This window comes from Micromonospora sp. DSM 43699, assembly GCF_055517075.1.
The window spans coordinates 18,443-39,600 of record NZ_JBTMMT010000038.1 but is presented as its reverse complement, the minus strand read 5'-3'; the positions used below and the strand labels follow the sequence as shown (position 1 = coordinate 39,600).

Here is a 21,158-nt window from a genome sequence, read left to right as displayed (position 1 = left end):
AGCCGGGGTGAGGAGGTGTCCCACGTGGACGTCGACGCCGGACACGGCGCCGCCCTGGGGGGTGCGCTCCCGGCCCAGCCGGGCGAGTTGCCCCTGACCCGGCGGCTCCGGTCCCTGTTGAGCTGGCCGGCCAACGACGCCGACCCGGTGACGCAGCTGGTCCGCAGCCACCGTGGCATCCACTCCAGCGCGGACTCGTCGGTGCTGCGCCGGGCGTACACGATCGCCGAGAACATGCACCGCGGTCAGTTCCGCAAGAGCGGCGAGCCGTACATCACCCATCCGCTGGCGGTCGCCCAGATCTGCGCCGACCTCGGGATGGACACCACCACCCTGGTCGCGGCGCTGCTGCACGACACGGTGGAGGACACCCGCTACACCCTCCAGGCGCTCAGCGAGGACTTCGGCCACGAGGTGGCGCACCTGGTCGACGGGGTGACCAAGTTCGACAAGGCGTTCTACGGCAAGGCGGCCGAGGCGGAGACGATCCGCAAGATGATCATCGCGGCCGGCAAGGACGTCCGGGTGCTGATCATCAAGCTGGCCGACCGGCTGCACAACATGCGTACCCTCGGGGTCCGCTCGGCCGCCTCCCGGGAGCGGATCGCCCGCAAGACCCAGGAGGTGCTGGTCCCGCTCTGCGACCGGCTCGGCATCCAGACCCTCAAGCGGGACCTCGACGACGTGGTGCTGCTGCACCTGGAGCCCGACGAGCACGCCCGGCTGGCCCGGCACGTGCACGACCGGTCCGGCTGGGACGCCTACCTCGACGACGTGGTGGCCCAGGCCAAGGTGGCACTGCGCCGCAGCCGGGTGGACGCCGAGGTGAGCGTCCGCCCCCGGCACCTCTACTCGATCTGGAAGGACACCGTGGCCGGCGGGCACGCCGTCCCGTACGACCTGCCCCGGATCGTGATCGTGGTGGACGGCCCGGCCACCGACTGTTACGCCGCCCTCGGCGCGGTGCACGGGAGCTGGCGACCGGTCCCCGGCCGGTTCAAGGACTTCATCGCCTCGCCCAAGAACAACCTCTACCGTTCCCTGCACACAAGTGTCTGCGGCCCGCAGGACCGCACGGTCGAGGTGCTGATCCGCACCCGGGAGATGCACCGCTGCGCCGAGTACGGGGTGGCCGCCGACTTCCGCTTCCCCCGCGCCGCCACCGGGGCCAGCAACACCGACCAGCTCTCCTGGCTGCGCCGGGTGCTCGACTGGGAGCAGGAGGCGCCCGACCCGGCCCAGTTCCTCCAGTCGCTGCGGTGCGACCTGGCCGAGGCGCAGATCCAGGTGGTCGCCGACGGCCGGCAGGTGCTGCTCCCGGCCGGTGCCACCCCTGTCGACCTGGCGTACGAGCTGGGCACCGAGCGGGGTGACCACTGCCTCGCCGCGCGGATCAACGGCCGGCTCGCGCCGCTGGCGTCCGAACTGGACGAGGGCGACGTGGTGGAGATCTTCTCGGAGAACGACGCGGAGAGCGGCTTCGAGGCGGACGCCGCCCCCCGCGGCCCCCGTCGCGAGTGGCTCGACTTCGTGAAGTCACCACACGCGCAGATGCAGATCAGCCGCTGGTTCACCGACCACACCGAGCCCGGCATCTCGATCGCCGACAAGGTACGCCTGGGTCGGGCCACCATCGGCCTGGCCCTGCGCAAGCACGACCGTGGGCTGGCCAGTGACCTGCCGCTGCTGCGGCTGTCGGAGGAGCTGGGCTACCCCGACCTGGAGACCCTGCTGGTCGCGGTCTTCGACCGGGCGGTCGAGCCGGACACCGTGGTACGCCAGCTCATCGACCTGGTCGACCATCAACAGTGAGCCCGGTCGGGTCCGACCGTCGCCCGCCCGGCGACCGGTGCGGCTGGTCGCCCTGCCCGGGTGACCGGTCGCCCCGCATCCCACGGCAGCGCGCCGACGGCCTAGCCTGAAGCCATGATCCTCCGTTCCCGCGCCACCGGCCGGGCCGTCGCCTACAAGGTCTTCTACCGGCTGCCGGTCACGGTGCGCCGCCGCCTGGTCCGGCTCGCCGGGCCGAAGTACGTCGTCGGCGCGGTGACCCTGGTCCGGGACAGCGAGGCCGACGGGGCGGGCCGGATCCTGCTGCTGCGCCAGCCCCCCGGGCACAGCTGGACGCTGCCCGCCGGGCTGCTCCAGCGCGGTGAGACCCCTGTCGTCGGCGCGGCCCGGGAACTGCACGAGGAGTCCGGCGTGCGGCTCCCCCCGGAGCAGCTCCGCCCGGCCGTGCCGAACGCCCTGGTGCACACCCGGGGCTGGGTGGACATGGTCTTCGAGGCGGAGGTGCCGGCCGCCGGCACCACGCTGAAGGTGGACGGCGCGGAGGTCTTCGAGGCGGCCTGGCACCCGCTCGACGACCTGCCCCGGCTGAGCCGGGCCACCGCCAACCTGCTCGGCCACTACGGCATCGGGCCGCAGGCCGGCCAGCCCACGACGTGAGCGCGCCGGAGGGCCTGTGCGCGGTGGTGCTCGCCGCCGGCGAGGGCACCCGGCTGCGCCCGCTCACCGCAGGGGTACCCAAGGCGCTCTGCCCGGTCGGCAACGTGCCGCTGCTGGACCGGGCGCTGGAACGGCTCGCCGGCCTCGGGTTCACCGGGCCGGACCGGGTGGCGGTGAACGCCTGCTACCTGGCCGACCAGGTGGTGACGCACGTCGGCGACCGGGCGCACCTGTCGGTGGAGCCGGGTGATCCGCTGGGCACCGCCGGTGGCCTGGGCAACCTGCGGGACTGGATCGCCGGCCGGGGGGTGCTGGTCGGCAACGCCGACGCGTACCTGGCCGATCCCCTGGCCGTGCCGGGCCCGGACGTCGCGGCGCTGCTGGCCGGCTGGGACGACCGGTCCGTACGGCTGCTCGGCCGGCCGGCCCCGGACCCGACCGCCCCCGGCACCTTCGACGGGCACGTCTTCACCGGCTTCTCGCTGCTGCCCTGGCACCGGGTACGCGAGCTGCCGGCCAGCTTCGGCGACCTGGTCCGCGCGGTGTGGCGGCCGGCGGAGGCGGCCGGTGAGCTGACCGTGGTGGCGTACCCCGGCACGTTCTTCGACACCGGCACCCCGGCCGACTACCTGGCGGCCAACCTGCACGCCGCCGGCGACGACACCCTGGTCGCCCCGGACGCCACCGTGACGGGCCGGGCACGGCGCGCGGTGGTCGGTGCGGGCGCGGTGGTGCGCGGCGACGTGGAGCGGGTGGTGGTCTGGCCCGGCGCGACGGTCGGCCCGGACGAACGGCTCCGCGACGCGATCCGGGCCGGCGACGGCCTCACCGTGACGACCGTTCCCGGAGGTAATTGACCAATCCTGCCACAATCGCCACCACGCAACCGCTCGCGCCCCGGATCACGCTGTCGGTCGGATACCAGTCGGGCACCCGCGCCGTCGTCGCGTTCCTGATGTTGGGTGTCGTCCTGACGATCACCTGCGGCGGTCTCTGCGGCGTCACCGCCAGGTCGGTGCTCGCCGGGCTCCTGGTTGCCGCGCCCGTCATGCTCTTCTACGGCCTGCTGATGAGGAGCATCCTTCGGGCCGGGGGCTGGCTGGAGGGCAGCCGGCTCACCGTGGTCAACGTCGCCACCCGGACCGTCGACCTGCGGGCCGCCCGGTCGGTGTCGCTGCGCGCCACCGGCTCCGTCAAGCGGACGCCGCTGCTCACCGTCACCACGGACGCCCGCACCGTCAAGCTCATTCTGCGCAGCGGGGAGGGGGTTCTCCTCCCGCCCGGCGAGTTGGTCGCGCTGGCCGCCGCACTCGACACGGCCCGCTGCCCCGGCGCGGCGGAGACGGCAGGCTGGCTGCGCGCCGTCGCGGCGGGTCCCCGCACCATGCTCTGACGACCCCGACCCGAAACAACCTGCACGCCGCCGGCGACGACATCCTGATCGCCCCGGACGGTGGCGGCCGTACCCGGCGGAGATTGATCACCGCTGCCACAATCACCACCATGCAACCGCACCCGCCCCGGATCGCCCTGTCGGTCGGCTACCAGTCCAGCCGCACCAGCCGGATCGTCTCGTTGCTGGTGCTGGGCACCATCTTGACGATCGGCTGCGGATGTGTCGGCGCCGTCGCCGGGACCGGCCTGAACGCGTCGGTCGGCGACACCGGGGGCAACCCGGCGGTACCGGCGCTCGTCGCGCTCCTGGTGGCCGGGCTCGTCATGCTCCTCATCGGCCTGCTGGTGACGAGCATCGTCCGGGCCGGGGCCCGGCTGGAGGGCAGCCGGCTCACCGTGGTCAACCTCGCCGCCCGGACCGTCGACCTGCGGGCCGCCCGGTCGGTGACACTCCGCGCCGCGGCCATCGCGCAGACCGGCGTGTCCAGCGACGGCGGGCTGGTCGCCACCGGCGCGGTCACCCGGACGCCGGTGCTCACCGTCAGCGCCGACACAGGCACGGTCAAGCTGGGGCTGCGCAGCCGGGAGGGCCTGCTCATCCCACCTCCCGAGATGTACGCCCTGGCCGCCGCGCTGGACACCGCCCGCTGCCCGGGGGCGGCGGAGGCCGCCGGCTGGCTGCGCGCCATGGCCGCCGACCCGCGCACCATGCTGCTCTGACCCGCGCCGCCCGGGCGGGGACGACCGGGAGACGCCGGGGGTGCGGCACTAGCATGGTCAGCGACGCCAGGCCGGCATCGCGCCGGGCACGACGAACGGAGAATCGTCAAGTGATCACCGCGATCGTCCTGATCGACTGCGCCACCGACTCGATCCCCGAGGTGGCCGAGAACCTGGCCAACCTGCCCGGAGTCAGCGAGGTCTACTCGGTGGCCGGGCACGTCGACCTGATCGCCATCGTCCGGGTCCGGGAGTTCGAGCAGATCGCCCAGGTCATCGCGGGCAGCATCTCCAAGGTGCCCGGGGTGCTCGGCACCGAGTCGCACATCGCCTTCCGTGCCTACTCCCAGCACGACCTGGAGGAGGCGTTCGCGATCGGTCTGGCCAGCGCCGACTGACCCGCACCGCCGGCGGTCGCCGGCACCGACCGGCCATGCCGCCGGCAACCGGCCCACACCGCCGGCAACCGGCGCGCACGATGGTGGCCGGCCCGCTGGGGACCGGCCACCATCAGGTGGTACGAGACGTCAGCTGTTGCCTGGCGCGGGCGTCTCGGTCGGGCCGCCCGGAGCCGGGGACTCGGTGCTGGTGCCACCCGGTGCCGGGGACTCCGTGGTGCCACCCGGGGCCGGCGTGCCGCTGCCACCGGGGCTCGCGGTGCCGCTGGCGCTGGTCTGCGGGACCGGGATGCCCAACTCCTGGGCCAGGGCCACCAGCGCGTCGTAGTGCGCCTGCAACACCGGCAGCGCGTCCTGCGCCAGCTGGACCACCGACTGCTCGGAACCCTGCGAGATCTCGGTCTGGGTGGCCTGGATGGCCTGCACGTGACCGGCCAGCTCAGCGGTCACCCACGCCTTGTCGAACGCGGCGCCGTTGAGGCCGTTGAGCTTGTCGATCACCTTCTGCTGGTCGGCCGTCGGCGCGTTCGGCAGGGTCACGTTCAGCTGCTGCGCGGTGTTCTGCACCGTCTGGTCGAGCTGGGTGTGATCCGTGACGAACTGCTGCCCCAACTGCTTGACCTGCTCGTTCTGCCCCTTCTTCTGGGCCAGGTTCCCGGTGACGATCTCCGCCAGGTTCACCTGGTGCACCGCCTGCAGGTACTGGGTGTCCTGCGCCGACGGCTGTGCAGCGGCCTGCGCGGTGGCCGCGGGCGCCAGACCGACCACCACCAGCGTGGCCAGCAGTCCCAGGCGTTTGATACCCAACATGTTCCCTCCCCGTTTCCGTTGGACCGCACGGATACCCGACTGGCGGGGGTTAATCCTGTGCTTCCACCCATTGGGGTCCGGTCACTCCGGCCCGCCTGCCCGGGAAACGGACGAGGCGCCCGCCGGAGGATTCCGGCGGGCGCCTCGGTCGAACGGATCGGGGAGGTCAGCGGCGGGACTCGCCGCTGCCGATCTCCTCCCGCTCCGGGCGGGGTTCCACAGGCGGGTGCCCCGGCGAGACCGGCGCCTCGACCGGCTTCTCGATCGGGTAGAAGAAGCCCCGGATCGCCGGGCCGAGCGCCCCGAGCCGGTTCATCTTCTTGGGTACCACCCAGCCGACGTAGTCCAGTTCGGCGTGTCCGTGGTCGTCGGTCGCACTGAGCGGCTGGTGGATCTCCTCGAACCGGCCGTCGGGCAGGCGCCGGATGATGCCGGTCTCCACACCGTGGGCCAGCACCTCCCGGTCGTGCTGCTGGAGCCCGAGGCAGATCCGGTACGCGACGTAGTACGCCAGCGGCGGGATCACCAGCAGGCCGATCCGGCCCGCCCAGGTCATCGCGTTCAGGCTGATGTGGAACTTGTCGGCGATCACGTCGTTGGCACCGGAGAGGGTCAGCACGATGTAGAAGGCGACCGCCATCGCGCCCACCGCCGTCCGGGCCGGGACGTCCCGGGGCCGTTGCAGCAGGTTGTGGTGCCGGTGGTCCTTGAGCTGCCGTGCCTCCACGAACGGGTAGAGCGTGGAGAGCCCGACCAGGATGCCCGGCAGCACGACAGTCGGCCAGAACAGCGGCGGGATGACGTACCCGTCGCCGATCGGGATGTTGATCTCCCAGGCGGGCATCAGCCGGGTCGAGCCGTCGAGGAACATGACGTACCAGTCGGGCTGGCTGGCGGCCGAGACCACCCATGCCTCGTACGGGCCGAAGTACCAGATCGGGTTGATCTGGAACAGACCACCCATCAGCGCGATCACGCCGAAGACGACCATGAAGAAGCCGCCCTGCTTGAGCGCGTAGCGGGGGAACATCCGCTCGCCGACCACGTTGTCGTTGGTCCGGCCGGGGCCGGGCCACTGGGTGTGCTTCTGCTTGAACACCAGGCCCAGGTGGGCGCTGATCAGCGCGACCAGCAGACCCGGGATCAGCAGCACGTGGGCGATGAAGAACCGGCTGATGATGATCTCACCGGGGAACTCGCCACCGAAGATCGACGAGGTGACCCAGGAGCCGACCACCGGGATCGACAGCATGATGCCGGAGGCGATCCGCAGACCGGTGCCGGACAGACCGTCGTCCGGCAGGGAGTAGCCGGAGAAGCCGGCCAGGAAGCCGACCCAGAACAGCAGTGAGCCGATGATCCAGTTGGTCTCCCGCGGCTTGCGGAACGCGCCGGTGAAGAAGACCCGCATCATGTGCACCACGATCGCGGCCATGAACAGCAGCGCGGACCAGTGGTGCATCTGCCGCATGATCAGACCACCCCGGACATCGAACGAGATGTCGAGGCTGGAGGCGTACGCGGCGGACATCGGGGTGCCCCGCAGCGGGGCGTAGCTGCCGTTGTAGACCACCTCGGTCATCGCCGGCTCGTAGAAGAAGGTCAGGAAGACACCGGTCAGCAGCAGCACGACGAACGAGAAGAGCGCGATCTCGCCGAGCAGGAACGACCAGTGGTCCGGGAAGACCTTGTTGAGCAGCTTGCGTAACGGGGTGGCGACCTGGAAGCGGTCGTCCACTCCCCCGGCGGCCTTGCCCGGCACCGCTGCTACGTCAAACTTTCGGCGCTTCATGGCCGCTCCCAGAAGTCGGGGCCGACGGTTTCGGTGTAGTCGGACTTCGCCACGAAGAAGCCTTCCTCGTCCACCTCGATCGGCAGCTGGGGAAGCCGCCGGCTCGCCGGGCCGAAGACCGGGCGGGCGTTGTCGGTGATCAGGAACTGGCTCTGGTGACACGGGCAGAGCAGCCGGTTGGTCTGCTGCTCGTAGAGGCTCGCCGGGCAGCCGGCGTGGGTGCAGATCTTGGAGTACGCCGCGTAGTTGCCCCACATGAAGTCACCGTGACCGACCCGCGAGTTGGCCTGCCGGGACTTCTCCGCGTCGGTCTCCCGCAGGTGGATCAGCAGCGTCGGCGAGTCGGCGTGCTTGTTGCTCACGCCGTGCTCGATGCCGGGGAAGACGGTCAGCTGACCGCCGGCGCTGACGTCGGCCGGGCGGATCGGCCGACCGTCCTCGCGGACCAGCCGGATCTTCTTGCCGTCGGCCGGCGCGAAGCCGGTGGTGAACATCTGGTTGTTCTTGTGCGGGTTGGAGATCAGGCCACCGACCAGCGGGGCCGCCGCGACCGCACCGACCGGCAGCAGACCGGCGACCAGCGAGACGCCGAGCAGCGGACGACGTCGTACCCCCATCTCGTCGGCGAGGTACCGCATGGTCTCACCGGTGATCTTCCGGTCCTCCGGGGACCCGGGACCGTCGTGCCGGTCCTGGATCGAGACCTCCTTGGGCAGCAGCTTCTTGCCCCAGGTGAGGATGCCGAAGCCGACGCCGAGCAGGGCGAGGCCCAGGGTGAGGCCGAGCAGCGGGGTGTACCACTTGTCGCCACCACGGCCCGGCTCGTACTCCCAGGGCCACCAGATGTAGACGACCAGGAACGCGGTGGCGGCCAGGCCGGTGAGCAGGAACATCGCCGCGACCGTACGGGTCAGCCGGCGCTCGGCCTTGCTGCCCGGGACGACCTGCTCCTCGTAGTGGACGATCTCGATGTCGTCCCGCCGGGCCCCCTCGGTGACGATGTCGAACCGGGAGAGTCGGGGGTCGTGGACGTCGAGCGGCTCCCGACCCTGCGGGGCGTGCTGCTCGGTCTGGGTGCTCATGCCGTCACCTCGCTACGGGCGGTGCCGGCGCCCGGCACCACGGCAATGCTGTTGACGATCCGGTCGGTCACGACTTGCCCGCAATCCACAGGCTCGCGAAGACCAGCGCGACGATGCCCACCAGGAAGATCGCCAGACCTTCGGTGGACGGGCCGTACCGGCCGAGGTTGAAACCGCCCTGGTCCTGGTCGGCCTTCAGCGACTCCTGGATGTAGGCGATGATGTCCGCCTTCTGCTCCGGGGTGATCTGGTTGTCGCCGAACACCGGCATGTTCTGCGGGCCGCTGAGCATCGCGGCGTAGATCTGCGCGTCGCTGGCCGGCGCCAGGCTCGGGGCGTACTTGCCGGAGGAGAGCGCGCCGCCGCCGCCACCGAAGGCGTGGCACTGCGAGCAGTTGATCCGGAACAGCTCGCCGCCGGTGGCCAGGTTGGCGCCCTCGCGGAGGTTGCCCTGCGGGACCTGCGGGCCGCCGCCGAGCTCCTGGATGTACTGGCCGAGCTGGCGAACCTGCTCGTCGGTGAAGACCGGCGGCTTGCGCATGGCCTGCGCTTCCTGCCGGGCCATCGGCATCCGGCCGCTGCCCACCTGGAACTCCACCGAGGCGGAGCCGACACCGATCAGGCTCGGGCCACGACCCTCGACGCCCTGGGCGTTACGGCCGTGGCAGGTCACGCAGCTCACGTCGAACAGGGCCCGGCCCTCGGCCGCGGCACCGGTCAGCGGCGGGTTTTCCTGCGCCTGCACGCCCGGGGCGAAGACGGTGTAGGCGCCGCCGGCCAGCGTCAGCGCGGCGATCAGCCGGAACGCCGCGCCCAGCCGGCGGCGGCCCCTGCTGCGCGCTGCGGGCCGCCCGCGCAGGCGCGCGAGCAGACCGCGTCGGCGGTCGTTGTCAGAAGTCATGACCTGTGTCCTTAACCGGTTGGACCTTGTCTCAGGGGACGGAGCAGCGGCGCGGAACGTGACACGCCAAGATCACTGAAGCCAGTAGATCATGGCGTAGAGCCCGATCCACACGACGTCGACGAAGTGCCAGTAGTACGACACGACGATCGCCGACGTGGCCTGGGCGGGGGTGAACCGGCCCATGGTGGTGCGGACCATGAAGATGATGAAGGCGATGAGACCGCCTGTCACGTGCAGGCCGTGGAAGCCGGTGGTCAGGTAGAACATCGACCCGTAACCGTCTTCGTTGATCTTCACGCCTTCGTGGACCAGGGTGAGGTACTCGTTCGCCTGGCCGAGCACGAAGATCAGGCCCATCACGAAGGTGAGCGTGAACCAGCGTCGCAGGGCGTGGACGTCACCCTTCTCGGCCGCGAAGACACCGAGCTGGCAGGTCACCGAGGACAGCACCAGGATCACCGTGAAGGTGGTCGCATAGGGGATGTTGAGTACCTCGGTGTGCTTCTCCCACTGCTCCGGCGCCGCCGCGCGGATCGAGAAGTACATCGCGAACAGCGCCGCGAAGAACATGAGTTCGCTGGAGAGCCACACGATCGTCCCGACGCTGACCATGTTGGGCCGCGTCAGAGAGTGGATCCGGCTCTTGTCAATGGCTGGGGCCGCAGTCACGCGGTCATTATTGCCCCTGACCGGGGCGGGCGATCAGCGGGGGGCCAAAACCCGGGTGAGGGATGGCCCGATCGTGGAGGTCCGGTTCGCCTGGCCTAGCCTGAAAAGCGTGCTGCACGTCGATTCGATCTTCGCCGCCACCTCGGCGACCCCGCCCACCAGCCTCGCGGCGGGCGGCGTCGAGGTACCGCCGCCGTTCGACATCACCCGGGTCTTCACCGAGACCCGGCTGGACAGCTGGCTCGCCCTGGGCCTGGTCCTCGCCGCCGGCCTCTACCTCTACGGGGTCTACCGGCTGCGGCTGCGCGGGGACCGCTGGCCGGTCGTGCGTACCGTCTGCTTCCTCGGGCCGGGCCTGGGCGGCATCGCCGCGGTCACGGTCAGCGGGCTGCACGCCTACGACACCGCCCTACTCTCGGTGCACATGGTGCAGCACATGGTGCTGTCGATGATCGCGCCGATCTTCCTGGCCCTGGGCGCACCTGTCACCCTGGCCCTGCGCACCCTGCCGGTCGGCCCCCGCAAACGGCTGCTGGCGGTCGTGCACAGCCGGATCGCCCGGGTCTACAGCTTCCCGCTTGTGGCGTTCACCATCTTCGTGGTCAACCCGTTCGCGCTCTACTTCACCGACCTGTACCGCTACACCCTCGAACACGCCTGGGCGCACGAGCTGGTGCACGCGCACTTCATCATGACCGGCTGCGTCTTCTTCTGGCCGCTGCTCGGCCTGGACCCGCTGCCCGGCCGCTGGCCGTACCCGGCGCGGGCGCTGCTGATGCTGCTGTCGGTGCCGTTCCACACCGTGCTCGGGCTCACCATCATGCAGAGCACCACCCTGTTCGGCGGCGACTGGTACCCGTCGCTCGGCCTGGCCTGGTCAGACCCGCGCAACGACCAGGTGGTCGCCGGGGGCATCCTCTGGGCCGGCGGCGAGTTCGTCAGTGTGACGATGATCGCGGTGCTGGTGGTGCAGTGGGTCAAGCAGTCCGAGCGGGAGGCCCGCCGGGTGGACCGCGAGCTGGACCGGCAGGAGGCCCGCGACCGCGCCGCCGAGGCCGAGGCCATCCCCACCGCCGCCACCCCCGCCGCCACCCCCGCCGCCGTGGCCACCGCCAGTCCCGACGCCGGGACCACCCCGCCGGCAGGTCCGCCGGCCGCCACCGCCGCGACCCCCGGAAACCCGCTCTGAGCTGCCGCGACGGCCGGTCCGCCGGGAGCCGGCAGGCGGGATGTCGGGTACGCCACACCGCCCGGTAGGATCAGCGGGCAGCAACGAGGAGTACAGCCCATGAGTGTGCGCAGCGAGCGAGTCAGGCTCAGTGCGACGGTGCCTCATCACGGCACGGAGCGAAGCGGAGTGTCGGCATGAGCGAGCGTCTCTGCACCGTCCTGCTCTACAGCGACGACGCGCAGGTCCGGGACCGGATGCGGCTGGCCGTCGGCACCCGCCCCGCGCCCGGGCTGAAGATCGAGTTCGTCGAGGCGTCCGACTATTTCGGCTGTGTCCGGCTGGTCGACGACTACGAGATCGACCTGATGCTGCTCGACGGCGAGGCCAGCCCCGGCGGTGGCCTGGGCATCGCCCGTCAGATCAAGGACGACCGGGAGGACGCCCCGCCCACCTGCGTGGTCATCGCCCGTGCCGCCGACCGATGGCTCGCCTCGTACGCGCAGGTCGACGGCGTGCTGATGCACCCGCTCGACCCGGTGACCACCGGCACCACGGTCGCCGAGCTGCTGCGTACGCACGCCGCCGCCTGAGTCGGACGCACTCGGCGGCGCCCAGGCGCCCGGGGTGACGGGCGCACCGTCCACCCGCACCCCCACGCCCGCTCGGGAGGCCCATCATGGGCGAACGGACCTGGCCGCACCTGCTCAACGCGCTGCTGCGCGGCGACGAGCTGTCCACCGCCGACACCACCTGGGCGATGAACGAGATCATGGCCGGTGCCGCCGGCCCGGCGCAGATCGCCGGTTTCGCGGTCGCGCTGCGCGCCAAGGGTGAGACCTCGGCCGAACTGGCCGGTCTGGTCGAGGCGATGCTCGACAACTCGGTGCCGGTGACCCTGCCGGAGGAGCTGCGGCGCACCGCGATCGATGTGGTGGGCACCGGGGGTGACCTCGCCCACACGGTCAACATCTCGACCATGACCGCACTGGTGGTGGCCGGTGCCGGCGTCCCGGTGGTCAAGCACGGCAACCGGGCCGCCTCGTCGCTGTGCGGCACCGCCGACCTGCTGGAGTTCTTCGGCCTACCGCTGGATCTGGGCCCCGAGCAGGTGGCCCGGTGCGTGACCGAGGCCGGCATCGGCTTCTGCTTCGCGCCCCGGTTCCACCCCGGGTACCGGCACGCCGGCCCGGTCCGCCGGGAGATCGGCGTGCCGACCGCGTTCAACTTCCTCGGCCCGCTGACCAACCCGGCCCGGCCACACGCCGGCGCGGTCGGCTGCTTCGACGCCCGGATGGCCCCCGTGATGGCCGAGGTCTTCGCTCGCCGGGGCGACTCGGTGATCGTGATGCGCGGCGAGGACGGCCTGGACGAGTTCACCACCGCCGCGCCCACCCGGGTCTGGGTGGCCCAGCAGGGCACCGTACGGGAGGCCGTGCTGGACGCGGCCGATCTCGGGGTACCCCGGGCCACCCTGGCCGACCTGCGGGGCGGTGACGCCGCGCACAACGCCGCAGTGGCCCACCGGCTGCTGGCCGGCGGGACCGGTCCGGTACGCGACGCCGTCCTGGTCAACGCCGCCGTCGCGCTGGCCACCCAGACCCCGCTGGACGGCGACCTCACCGAGGCGGTACGCGCCGGCATGGCCCGCGCCGCGGAGTCAGTCGACTCGGGGGCGGCAGCGGCGGTCCTGGACCGCTGGGTCGACGTCGCCCGCTCCCTCTGACCCACTCCCTCCGCCCACCCACCTGCCCCGCCCACCCCGCGCGCCCAGCGCCGGGGGTGCGGCATGGCGGGATGACCAGTGGCGCACAGGCCCGGTGCCACGGTGGCGGGGTGGCGGGGTGGCGGGGTGGCGGGGTGGCGGGGAAGTGTCGTAGGGGCGTGGGAAACTACATGGGAGTAATTTTCCGTTTCCGGTGATGGCGGCGATGTCCATCGGCGGGTTCCGGAGCGAGAGGAGACGCCCGTGTCGGACCGCGAGCTCTACTGCGACACCTGTGAGGGCGTCCAGCCGTTCGAGATGCCGCCGTGCCCCGATGGTCACGGCGTCGACTGCCCTGAACTGCTCTGCACCGGTTGCGGCACGGCGGTGCTGATCGCGACCTTCGCCTTCCAGGCCACCCGCCTGGCCAGCCGTCGTCGCCGCCCGCCAGCGCCCGGTCGCCACGCCGCCTGACTGGCTCCCCGGCCCCCTCGGTCCCGCCACGCCGCCTTAACTGGCTCCCGGCCCACCTCGGTCCCGCCACGCCGCCACGCCGCCGAAACTGGCTCCCGGCCCCCTCGGTCCCCGTCCGACCGCCACAACGATGGCGCACCGCCCCGGCCACTGATTCGCGCCTGCGAGCCGGGGCACCCCACTGTGCACCATTCCTGCCGACCGCTCGTGCTCGGTCGGCGCCCGTCCGGTGGTCGGGTCGACAGTGATATCAACCGGCGCACCGTGCTTCTCCCGGCGTCGCCGTCGACCGGTGCCTGTCGCCGATCGACAGCACTCGGGCGCGACGGTCGCCTGCGACCTGCGTGTTCCGGCCAGGTGATGGGATCACACTCGCGTCCTTTGGACCTGATGACGTAGACGCATCACCCGCCTGGCGATGGGTTCCTGACCGTCGATCCCGTGATGCTCTCCCATATTCCACCGGGCCGGCGCGCATCAGTCTCCCGGACCGGCGCGGAAGGGCCCCGCAGCACGGCAGGGTGCACCCACGGGCAGCGGCACGCCTAACGGATCCCGTGGTTGCTGCTGAGTCGTCTACGTCATCAGCTCTACAGGACGCGAACGAGTACTCCCTACCCCGCAGTCTTCGAGACGCCGCGCGCGAGGTGTGGTTGATCCACTCGCATGAGCCGAAACAGCGGTATCACGTCACGGGAATACCGCTACGTCGACCCACCGGAGTCGATCATCTTGCGGGACAGCGAAAACAGGCCCGCTTCCCAGGTGGGAGGCGGGCCTGTCCGAAGTTCGGACCGGTGCGCGACGGGGCGAGCAGGACAAGCGGGACCGGTGCGCGACGGGGCGAGCGGGGGTCAGTGCTCGGCGGTGCGGCGGGTACCGGAGTAGTACTCGAAGAGCAGGCCACAGGCGGCGAAGATGACCAACACCAAACCCAGTCCGAGCAGCCAGAACTGCCAGAACACCAGACCCAGGCCGGCGAGCGCGGCAGCCAGCGCCAAGCCGAAGGGCCAGTAGCTGCCGGGGCTGAAGAAGCCGATCTCGCCCGCGCCGTCGGCGATCTCGCCGTCCGGCCGGTCCTCGGGGCGCAGGTCGATGCGGCGGGAGACGAACCAGAAGAAGCCACCGCACATCGCGCAGAGCAGGAAGGACAGCAGCAGGGCCACCGTGCCGACCCATTCGACCTGGCCGCCGGAGTCGCCGTACGTCCAGGCGCCGTAGAGGATCGTCGCGCCGAAGAGGAACCCGGCGATGATGAGGAAGATACGCCACTCGGTCTTCATGCCGGATACCTCAGTTTCCCGCGCCCGCGGACGCGCCGTCCGGGTTGAAGTTGTCCTTGTTGCGACGGGTGTCGAACGGCTGGGTGGTCTTCGCGTAGGGGTCCTGGCCGATGGCGGTCAGCGCCTCCTGCGTCGACTTGCCGTCCCGCTTGGCCGCCAGGAACTGGTCGTACGCCTCGGGGGAGACCACCCGCAGCTCGAAGTTCATGAAGGCGTGGTAGCTGCCGCACAGCTCGGCGCAGCGGCCCACGTACGCGCCCTCGGACTCCAGCTTGGAGACCTCGAACACGTTACGGATCTTGCCGGGCATCACGTCGCGCTTGAACAGCAGCTCCGGCACCCAGAAGGAGTGGATGACGTCGCGGCTGGTCTCCTCGAACCGGATGGACCGGTCGGTCGGCAGCACCAGCACCGGGATGACCTCGCTGGTGCCCAGCACCGACGCCACGGTGTTGGCCTCGGTGCCCTGGCCGTCGCGGTAGTTGAACTGCCAGTTCCACTTGAAGGCGACGACCTCGACGGTGACATCCGGGTTCTTCGTCGTCCGCACCACGTCGGTCTGGACCACCGCCGTGTAGTAGAAGAGGACCGAGACGATCAGGATCGGCGCGATGGTGTAGAGGAACTCCATCGGCAGGTTGTAACGGGTCTGCACCGGCAGCTCGTTGCCGCGCTTGCGGTAGCGCACCACGCACCAGAAGATCAGGCCCCAGACGAAGACACCGACCGCCAGGGCGGCGATGCAGGAGGCGATCCACAGGTCGTACATCCGGTGCGCTTCGGGGGTGATGCCGCCCTGCGGCCAGCCGAAGCCGTCGACCGAGCGGCCGACGTCACACCCGGTGAGCAGAACCAGCAGCGCAGCTCCGCCGAGACCGAGCCCGGCGAGCCGGCCAGCACCACGCCGCCGACGCTCACCGGCTCCGGGGGAAGCGCTGTGCCGTACGGCCGACGGCCGTACCTCCGAACTCCTTGCGACCACCTGGTCCTGCCTCCCTAGCGCGCCGCGGTGGGGCTTTCCATCAGCACCGACGGCAAAGGCGTCACCGACGGTCGCAGATTACTCGACCATGGCGGGCTCGACCGTCTTGGGGTCGCTGTCCGACCCCATCGGGGGGATCTTGCCGATCCTGACGCGATAGCGTCATCAGCCGTGAGTGCCCACCCGGTCTACCTGGACGCGGCCACCGCCGCGCCGCTGCACCCGGTCGCCCGGCAGGCGTTGCTGGCGGCCCTCGACGACGGCTGGGCCGACCCCGCCCGCCTCTACAGCCGGGCCCGCCGGGCCGCCCAACTCCTCGACGCGGCCCGCGAGGCCACCGCCGCCACCCTCGGCGTCCGCCCCGACGAACTCTCCTTCACCCCCAGCGGTACGCACGCAGCGCACTCCGCCGTGCTCGGTGGCCTGGCCGGCCGGCAGCGCAGCGGCGACACCCTGGTGCACTCGGCGATCGAACACTCGGCGGTGCTGCACGCCGCCGAACGGCACGTGGCGACCGGCGGCACCGCGACCTCCGTACCGGTGGACCGGCTCGGCCGGCTCGACCTTGCCGCCTGGTCGACGGCGGTGCACTCCCCCGGGGTGGCGCTGGCGGCGTTGATCGGGGCCAGCCACGAGGTGGGCACCGTCCAGCCGGTCGCCGGGGCCGCCGCCGCCTGCGCCGCCGCCGGGGTGCCGCTCTACGTGGACGCGGCCCAACTGGTCGGCCGGGTGCCGGTGCCGGACGGGTGGTCGGTGCTGACCGCCAGCGCGCACAAGTGGGGCGGTCCGCCCGGCGTCGGGCTGCTGGTGGTCCGCAAGGGCACCCGCTGGGAGTCGCCGTGGCCGGCCGACGAGCGGGAGTTCGGGCGTACCCCCGGGGTGGTGAACCTGCCGGCGGTGGTGGCGGCAGCGGCGAGCCTGCGCGCGGCGGCGGCCGACGCGGCGGCCGAGGCGGCCCGGCTGACCCCGCTGGTGGACCTGATCCGGGCCCGGGTCGCCGCCGAGGTGCCGGACGTGGAGGTGGTCGGCGACCCGGTCGACCGGCTCCCCCACCTGGTGACCTTCTCCTGCCTGTACGTCGACGGCGAGGTGCTGCTGCACGCGCTGGACCGGCGCGGCTTCGCCGTCTCCTCCGGTTCCTCCTGCACGTCCTCGACGCTGCGCCCGTCGCACGTGCTGGAGGCGATGGGGGTGCTGTCGCACGGCAACGTCCGGGTCTCGCTGCACCGGGACACCACCGAGGCGGACGTCGGGCGGTTCCTCGCCGAGCTGCCCGGGATCGTCGCCGACCTGCGCGCCGACGCCGGCGTGGTGGGCCTGTGACCGTCCCGACCGACCCGGCCGGGACGGACAGCACCCCGGCCGGACCGCACAGGGCAGCGACCGGGTCGGGTGCCGCCGCCTCCGGGCCGGATGGCCGTCCGACCGGGACCGGCGGCGGCGGGGCCGGGGCGGTGGAGGTGCTGGACTGTCGGGGGCAGCGGTGTCCGCTGCCGGTGATCGCGCTGGCCCGTCGGCTGCCCGAGCTGCCCATCGGCGCGGTGCTGCGGGTGCTCGCCGACGACCCGGCCGCCGCCGTGGACATCCCCGCCTGGTGCCGGATGCGCGGCCAGGAGTTCGTCGCCGCCGTCCCGGACGGACCGGGCTACGAGGTACGCCGCGCCCGCTGACCCGTCAGACGCAGGTGTCGACCGGCCTCGCGTCGATCCAGATCAGCCGGAGGCGGCGACCGGTGCGGCTGAGGAGCCGCACCGCGCTCTCGGCGGTGGCGAAACGCCCGGCCGGAACCTGCTGGTCGCCGCAGAGCAGTGCCCGGTCGGGGAACGCCAGGCCCCAGGCGAGGATCCCTCCGTCGATCCGGTCGCCGTGCTCCTCACCGATCGCGAACCGGCGTGGGGCGAACTCGTTCGCCAGGTCGACGAGCATCTGGTGGAACTCCTCGGGCGTACCGAGCGGCGGGAGCACGGGGTCGGACATGACCACCTCCAAGAGTCGTTGCTATACGTATAGCCGCGATCCTTGCTCTTTGGAAGGCCTGTCGCCATGATGTTCTCGTCGGTACACGAATCTGGAGGCAATCATGGGTAGGCGAACGGATCCGTCCGCGCTGCGCTGGCTGATCGGCGCCGAGCTGGGTCGGTACCGCCGCGAGGCACCGATGACGCTCACCGAACTGGCCGCCAGCACCGGCATCGGCAAGCCGAAGCTCGGTCACATGGAGACCGGCCGCTACCAGCAGTTCCCCGAGGACATCTCGGCCGTGCTCCGCGCCTGCGGGGCCGACCAGCCGGCGATCGACCGGCTGACCGCCCTGGCCGGCCGCTCCGACGCCAAGACCTGGTGGGCGCCCTGGGCCGCGGTGATGCCGGACTGGTTCAAGACGTACGTCGGGCTGGAAGGGCTGGCCGACGGCGCATTCGTCTTCGAGTCCATGGTCATCCCCGGCCTGCTCCAGACCGAGGAGTACGCCCAGGCGCTGACCCTGGGCACCGGGTTCGTCCGCCCCGACCACACCGAACGCTTCGTGTCCTTCCGGCAGAACCGGGCCCGGCGGCTCACCGACGACGACCCGCTCACCCTGCACGCGGTGATCGGCGAGGCGGCACTGCGGCTGCGGGTCAACGGCGACGAGACCCGGCGGGCGCAGCTCCGGCACCTGGCCACCATGTCAGAGCTGCCGAACGTCACCGTGCAGGTGCTCCGCCCCGAGGACGGCCCGCACGCCGCGACGCCCCTGGGCAAGTTCGTCCTGCTGGACTTCGCCAACGTCCGGCCGATCGCCTACACCGAGGTGCTGGACGGGGCGATGTACGTGCAGGACCCGGACGGGGTCCGGACCTATAGCATGGTGGCAGACAACCTGCGCCAGGTCGCCCTCTCGCCCGCCGAGTCACGCGCGCTGATCAGGGAGTTGGCCGGCGCGGCCTGACCCCCTGGAGGCCACCGTGTCCCCCCTCGACGACCTCACCACCGCCCGCTGGCACACCAGCAGCCGCAGCGCCAACAACGGCGACTGCGTGGAGTGCGCCGTCCTGCCCGACCGGGTGGCCGTACGGGACAGCAAGGACCGCTCCGGCCCGGTGCTGCTCTTCCCCGCCCGCCAGTGGTCCGCGTTCGTCGCCGCGCCGCCCGCACCCCGCTCCCCCGGTCGAGCCGACTGACCTCCCGGCACCGCCGACCGGGATCAGGTGCCCGGGACACGGCCTGCCGGCTCAGGTGCCCGGGACACGGCCGACCGGCTCAGGTCAGGTAGGACAGGATGCCGGGGAGCGGGTCGATCGCGATGGTGGTGTCGACCACCAGCCGGGGGCCGATCAGCGGCTCGTACTCCTCGCCGCGCTGTCGGACCTGCTCCCAGGTCGGGGCGAGCGGGTCGGCCCCGTGCCGGGCCTCGACCCGGCGGCGCAGCTGCGCCTCGTCACCGCAGTAGACCTCGATCAGCCGCAGCGGCACCCCGGCCCGCGCGGCCAGGTCGAGCCAGAGCCCCCGCGCGCCGGCCACCGGGTTCACCGCGTCGACCACCACGCTGGTCCCCAGCCCGAGCTGCACCTCGGCCAGCCCGGCCAGCGCGTCATAGCCGACCAGGCCCGAACCGTGGCCGGTCAGCCCATGCCGGGCCAGCGCCCGCTCGATCGGGTCGACCGGCAGCACCGGGGCACCCAGCGCCACGCCGACCTGCCCGGCGAGGGTGCTCTTGCCCACCCCGGGCAGGCCGGCGAAGACGACCAGGAGTTGCGTCATGGCACCAGGTGCTGCCGAACGTCCTCGGCGGCGTCGTCCCCGTACGACTCGGCCAGCCGCTTGACGAACAGGTCGCGGCGTACGTCGTACTCCTGGGTGCCGACGGTCTCCAGGACCAGGGCGGCCAGCAGCGAACCGACCTGGGCGGCGCGTTCCAGACCGAGCCCCCAGGACAGGGCGGCGAAGAAACCTGCCCGGAAGCCGTCGCCGACCCCGGTCGGGTCGACGGCACGGGCGTCCCGGACGACCGGCACCCGGAACGGCTCCACCCCCCGGCCGGCGATCTCGACGCCGTCCTTGCCCAGCGTGGTGACCCGGACCTTCACCCGCTCCAGGAGCTGGGCGTCGGTGAGGTCGGCCTTGCTCTGGAGCAGCGACTTCTCGTAGTCGTTGGTCATCAGGTACTCGGCGCCGTCGATCAGCGAGACGACGTCCGCGCCGTCCATCCGGGCGAGCTGCTGGGACGGGTCGGCGACGAAGGCGTAGCCGCGGTCCCGGCACTCGGCGGAGTGCCGGATCATCGCCTCGGGGTCGTTCGCGCTGACCAGGACCAGGTCCAGGCCGCCGAGCCGGTCCGCGACGGGGCCCAGCTCGATGTTGCGGGCCTCGCTCATCGCGCCCGCGTAGAACGAGGCGATCTGGCACATGTCGGTGTCGGTGGTGCAGACGAAGCGGGCGGTGTGCGCCACCTCGCTGACGTGCACCGAGTCGCAGTCCACGCCGTGCCGCTCCAGCCAGGAGCGGTAGTCGGCGAAGTCGGCGCCCACCGCGCCGAGCAGGACCGGGCTCAACCCGAGCTGCCCCATGCCGAAGGCGATGTTGGCGGCCACCCCACCCCGGCGCAACACCAGGTCGTCCACCAGGAAGGAGAGCGACACCTTGTGCAGCTGGTCGGCGATGAGCTGGTCGGCGAAGCGACCCGGGAAGCTCATCAGGTGGTCGGTCGCGATCGAGCCGGTCACGGCGATCTTCATGTCAACCCTCGGGGTCGGGAGCACGGCGCGGGTCAGCCTACCGGTCCGACGCGCACGACGAGGGGGCCGTCCCGTGCCGGGACGGCCCCCTCGGACGCGACGGATCGCGACTCAGCTGAACGAGTCGCCGCAGGCGCAGGAGCTGCCCGCGTTGGGGTTGTCGATGGTGAAGCCCTGGGCGTCGATCCGGTCGGCGAAGTCGATGGTCGCCCCGGACAGGTAGGGGGCGCTCATCCGGTCGACCACGACGCCGACGCCGTCGAAGTCGGTGACGACGTCACCGTCGAGCGAGCGCTCGTCGAAGAAGAGCTGGTACCGCAGGCCGGAGCAGCCACCCGGCTGCACCGCGACCCGGAGCCGCAGGTCGTCGCGGCCCTCCTGCTCGATCAGGGCCTTGACCTTCTGCGCCGCGACGTCGGTGAGGACGACGGAAGTAGGGGCCTGGGCCTCGGTCGAGTCGGTCTGCGCTGGCGTGGTCACGTGGAAATCTCCCTGCGCGGTATGGGTCCGGACACCCTGGTCAACAGCACGCGTCGCCCAGTGATTCCCGGTGTGGTCCAGCTCCGATGGTACGCCGCCCCGGCCGACCCCACCCGGCCGGCGTGATCGCCGC

At 71.7% G+C, this 21,158-nt stretch carries 25 protein-coding genes; 14 read left to right on the top strand and 11 right to left on the bottom strand.

Translation table 11 applies throughout. From position 1 onward, the window contains the following. Window positions 1-24 precede the first annotated feature (24 nt). The 6 genes from AC0AIB_RS18975 to AC0AIB_RS18950 all read left to right on the top strand — a co-directional run bounded on the left by AC0AIB_RS18975 (window position 25) and on the right by AC0AIB_RS18950 (window position 4,961). Window positions 25-1,812, top strand: a complete 1,788-nt coding sequence (locus AC0AIB_RS18975; protein WP_328348709.1) for a RelA/SpoT family protein — start codon at window positions 25-27, stop codon at window positions 1,810-1,812. Between the two features lie 114 nt (window positions 1,813-1,926). Continuing rightward, window positions 1,927-2,448 (top strand): NUDIX hydrolase, encoded by a 522-nt coding sequence (locus AC0AIB_RS18970; protein WP_328344267.1) that lies wholly within the window; start codon window positions 1,927-1,929, stop codon window positions 2,446-2,448. After that, complete coding sequence (locus AC0AIB_RS18965) at window positions 2,445-3,305, top strand: nucleotidyltransferase family protein (protein WP_465097167.1); 861 nt, start codon at window positions 2,445-2,447, stop codon at window positions 3,303-3,305. Before AC0AIB_RS18970 ends, AC0AIB_RS18965 begins: the two co-directional genes overlap by 4 nt. After that, window positions 3,302-3,841 (top strand): hypothetical protein, encoded by a 540-nt coding sequence (locus AC0AIB_RS18960; protein ID WP_465097166.1) that lies wholly within the window; start codon window positions 3,302-3,304, stop codon window positions 3,839-3,841. Before AC0AIB_RS18965 ends, AC0AIB_RS18960 begins: the two co-directional genes overlap by 4 nt. Window positions 3,842-3,951: 110 nt before the next feature. Then, a complete protein-coding gene (locus AC0AIB_RS18955; protein WP_328344261.1) occupies window positions 3,952-4,563 on the top strand; it encodes a hypothetical protein in 612 nt (203 codons plus the stop codon). 110 nt (window positions 4,564-4,673) lie between these two features. Continuing rightward, complete coding sequence (locus tag AC0AIB_RS18950) at window positions 4,674-4,961, top strand: Lrp/AsnC family transcriptional regulator (protein ID WP_067314680.1); 288 nt, start codon at window positions 4,674-4,676, stop codon at window positions 4,959-4,961. 129 nt (window positions 4,962-5,090) lie between these two features. On the opposite strand, the gene AC0AIB_RS18945 is transcribed toward AC0AIB_RS18950, so the two are convergent. The 5 genes from AC0AIB_RS18945 to ctaE form a co-directional block, all read right to left on the bottom strand. After that, window positions 5,091-5,771 carry a DUF4142 domain-containing protein gene (locus AC0AIB_RS18945; RefSeq protein WP_328344259.1) on the bottom strand — a complete coding sequence of 227 codons (681 nt, stop codon included), beginning with the start codon at window positions 5,769-5,771 and terminating at the stop codon, window positions 5,091-5,093. A 166-nt stretch (window positions 5,772-5,937) separates the two neighbouring features. Next, entirely contained in the window at window positions 5,938-7,563 is a 1,626-nt protein-coding gene (qcrB, locus tag AC0AIB_RS18940; protein ID WP_328344257.1) for a cytochrome bc1 complex cytochrome b subunit, read from the bottom strand. After that, entirely contained in the window at window positions 7,560-8,645 is a 1,086-nt protein-coding gene (qcrA, locus tag AC0AIB_RS18935) for a cytochrome bc1 complex Rieske iron-sulfur subunit (protein WP_465097165.1), read from the bottom strand. Before qcrA ends, qcrB begins: the two co-directional genes overlap by 4 nt. 67 nt (window positions 8,646-8,712) lie before the next feature. Continuing rightward, window positions 8,713-9,546 carry a cytochrome bc1 complex diheme cytochrome c subunit gene (qcrC, locus tag AC0AIB_RS18930; RefSeq protein ID WP_328344255.1) on the bottom strand — a complete coding sequence of 278 codons (834 nt, stop codon included), beginning with the start codon at window positions 9,544-9,546 and terminating at the stop codon, window positions 8,713-8,715. Window positions 9,547-9,618: 72 nt separating this feature from the next. Beyond that, window positions 9,619-10,218 (bottom strand): aa3-type cytochrome oxidase subunit III, encoded by a 600-nt coding sequence (ctaE, locus tag AC0AIB_RS18925; protein WP_328344253.1) that lies wholly within the window; start codon window positions 10,216-10,218, stop codon window positions 9,619-9,621. Window positions 10,219-10,327: 109 nt separating this feature from the next. Here ctaE and AC0AIB_RS18920 point away from each other — a divergent pair, with 109 nt between their 5' ends. From AC0AIB_RS18920 to AC0AIB_RS18905, 4 genes are all read left to right on the top strand, one after another. Continuing rightward, the gene (locus tag AC0AIB_RS18920; RefSeq protein ID WP_465097164.1) at window positions 10,328-11,407 is read left to right on the top strand and encodes a cytochrome c oxidase assembly protein; all 1,080 of its coding nucleotides are present in this window, start codon (window positions 10,328-10,330) and stop codon (window positions 11,405-11,407) included. 176 nt (window positions 11,408-11,583) lie between these two features. Further along, the gene (locus tag AC0AIB_RS18915; RefSeq protein ID WP_328344251.1) at window positions 11,584-11,979 is read left to right on the top strand and encodes a hypothetical protein; all 396 of its coding nucleotides are present in this window, start codon (window positions 11,584-11,586) and stop codon (window positions 11,977-11,979) included. An 86-nt stretch (window positions 11,980-12,065) separates the two neighbouring features. Further along, window positions 12,066-13,112 (top strand): anthranilate phosphoribosyltransferase, encoded by a 1,047-nt coding sequence (gene trpD, locus AC0AIB_RS18910; RefSeq protein WP_328344249.1) that lies wholly within the window; start codon window positions 12,066-12,068, stop codon window positions 13,110-13,112. Window positions 13,113-13,355: 243 nt separating this feature from the next. Beyond that, the gene (locus tag AC0AIB_RS18905) at window positions 13,356-13,565 is read left to right on the top strand and encodes a hypothetical protein (protein ID WP_328344247.1); all 210 of its coding nucleotides are present in this window, start codon (window positions 13,356-13,358) and stop codon (window positions 13,563-13,565) included. Window positions 13,566-14,419: 854 nt separating this feature from the next. On the opposite strand, the gene AC0AIB_RS18900 is transcribed toward AC0AIB_RS18905, so the two are convergent. After that, window positions 14,420-14,848, bottom strand: coding sequence for a cytochrome c oxidase subunit 4 (locus AC0AIB_RS18900; protein ID WP_328344245.1), 429 nt, complete (start codon window positions 14,846-14,848; stop codon window positions 14,420-14,422). Between the two features lie 10 nt (window positions 14,849-14,858). Further along, on the bottom strand, window positions 14,859-15,830 hold the full coding sequence (gene ctaC, locus AC0AIB_RS18895) for an aa3-type cytochrome oxidase subunit II (protein ID WP_328344243.1): 972 nt from the start codon (window positions 15,828-15,830) through the stop codon (window positions 14,859-14,861). 171 nt (window positions 15,831-16,001) lie between these two features. Between ctaC and AC0AIB_RS18890 the strand changes: the two genes are divergently transcribed. Together AC0AIB_RS18890 and AC0AIB_RS18885 are read left to right on the top strand one after the other, a co-directional pair. Then, complete coding sequence (locus AC0AIB_RS18890; RefSeq protein ID WP_465097163.1) at window positions 16,002-17,153, top strand: cysteine desulfurase family protein; 1,152 nt, start codon at window positions 16,002-16,004, stop codon at window positions 17,151-17,153. A gap of 131 nt (window positions 17,154-17,284) precedes the next feature. Then, entirely contained in the window at window positions 17,285-17,500 is a 216-nt protein-coding gene (locus AC0AIB_RS18885) for a sulfurtransferase TusA family protein (protein ID WP_465097171.1), read from the top strand. A 4-nt stretch (window positions 17,501-17,504) separates the two neighbouring features. Here the strand turns inward: AC0AIB_RS18885 and AC0AIB_RS18880 are convergent, their stop codons facing one another. Beyond that, complete coding sequence (locus AC0AIB_RS18880; RefSeq protein ID WP_465097162.1) at window positions 17,505-17,807, bottom strand: hypothetical protein; 303 nt, start codon at window positions 17,805-17,807, stop codon at window positions 17,505-17,507. Between the two features lie 103 nt (window positions 17,808-17,910). Here AC0AIB_RS18880 and AC0AIB_RS18875 point away from each other — a divergent pair, with 103 nt between their 5' ends. Continuing rightward, window positions 17,911-18,759, top strand: a complete 849-nt coding sequence (locus AC0AIB_RS18875) for a helix-turn-helix domain-containing protein (protein WP_465097161.1) — start codon at window positions 17,911-17,913, stop codon at window positions 18,757-18,759. Window positions 18,760-18,775: 16 nt separating this feature from the next. Next, entirely contained in the window at window positions 18,776-18,991 is a 216-nt protein-coding gene (locus tag AC0AIB_RS18870; RefSeq protein WP_465097160.1) for a DUF397 domain-containing protein, read from the top strand. A 79-nt stretch (window positions 18,992-19,070) separates the two neighbouring features. Here AC0AIB_RS18870 and AC0AIB_RS18865 read toward each other — a convergent pair whose 3' ends face one another. From AC0AIB_RS18865 to erpA, 3 genes are all read right to left on the bottom strand, one after another. Continuing rightward, entirely contained in the window at window positions 19,071-19,571 is a 501-nt protein-coding gene (locus AC0AIB_RS18865; protein ID WP_465097159.1) for a P-loop nucleotide/nucleoside kinase family protein, read from the bottom strand. Continuing rightward, window positions 19,568-20,545, bottom strand: coding sequence for a carbohydrate kinase family protein (locus AC0AIB_RS18860; protein ID WP_328344231.1), 978 nt, complete (start codon window positions 20,543-20,545; stop codon window positions 19,568-19,570). The genes AC0AIB_RS18865 and AC0AIB_RS18860 overlap by 4 nt, the downstream gene beginning before the upstream one ends. A gap of 111 nt (window positions 20,546-20,656) precedes the next feature. After that, window positions 20,657-21,025, bottom strand: a complete 369-nt coding sequence (gene erpA, locus AC0AIB_RS18855; RefSeq protein ID WP_091237771.1) for an iron-sulfur cluster insertion protein ErpA — start codon at window positions 21,023-21,025, stop codon at window positions 20,657-20,659. Window positions 21,026-21,158 lie beyond the last annotated feature (133 nt).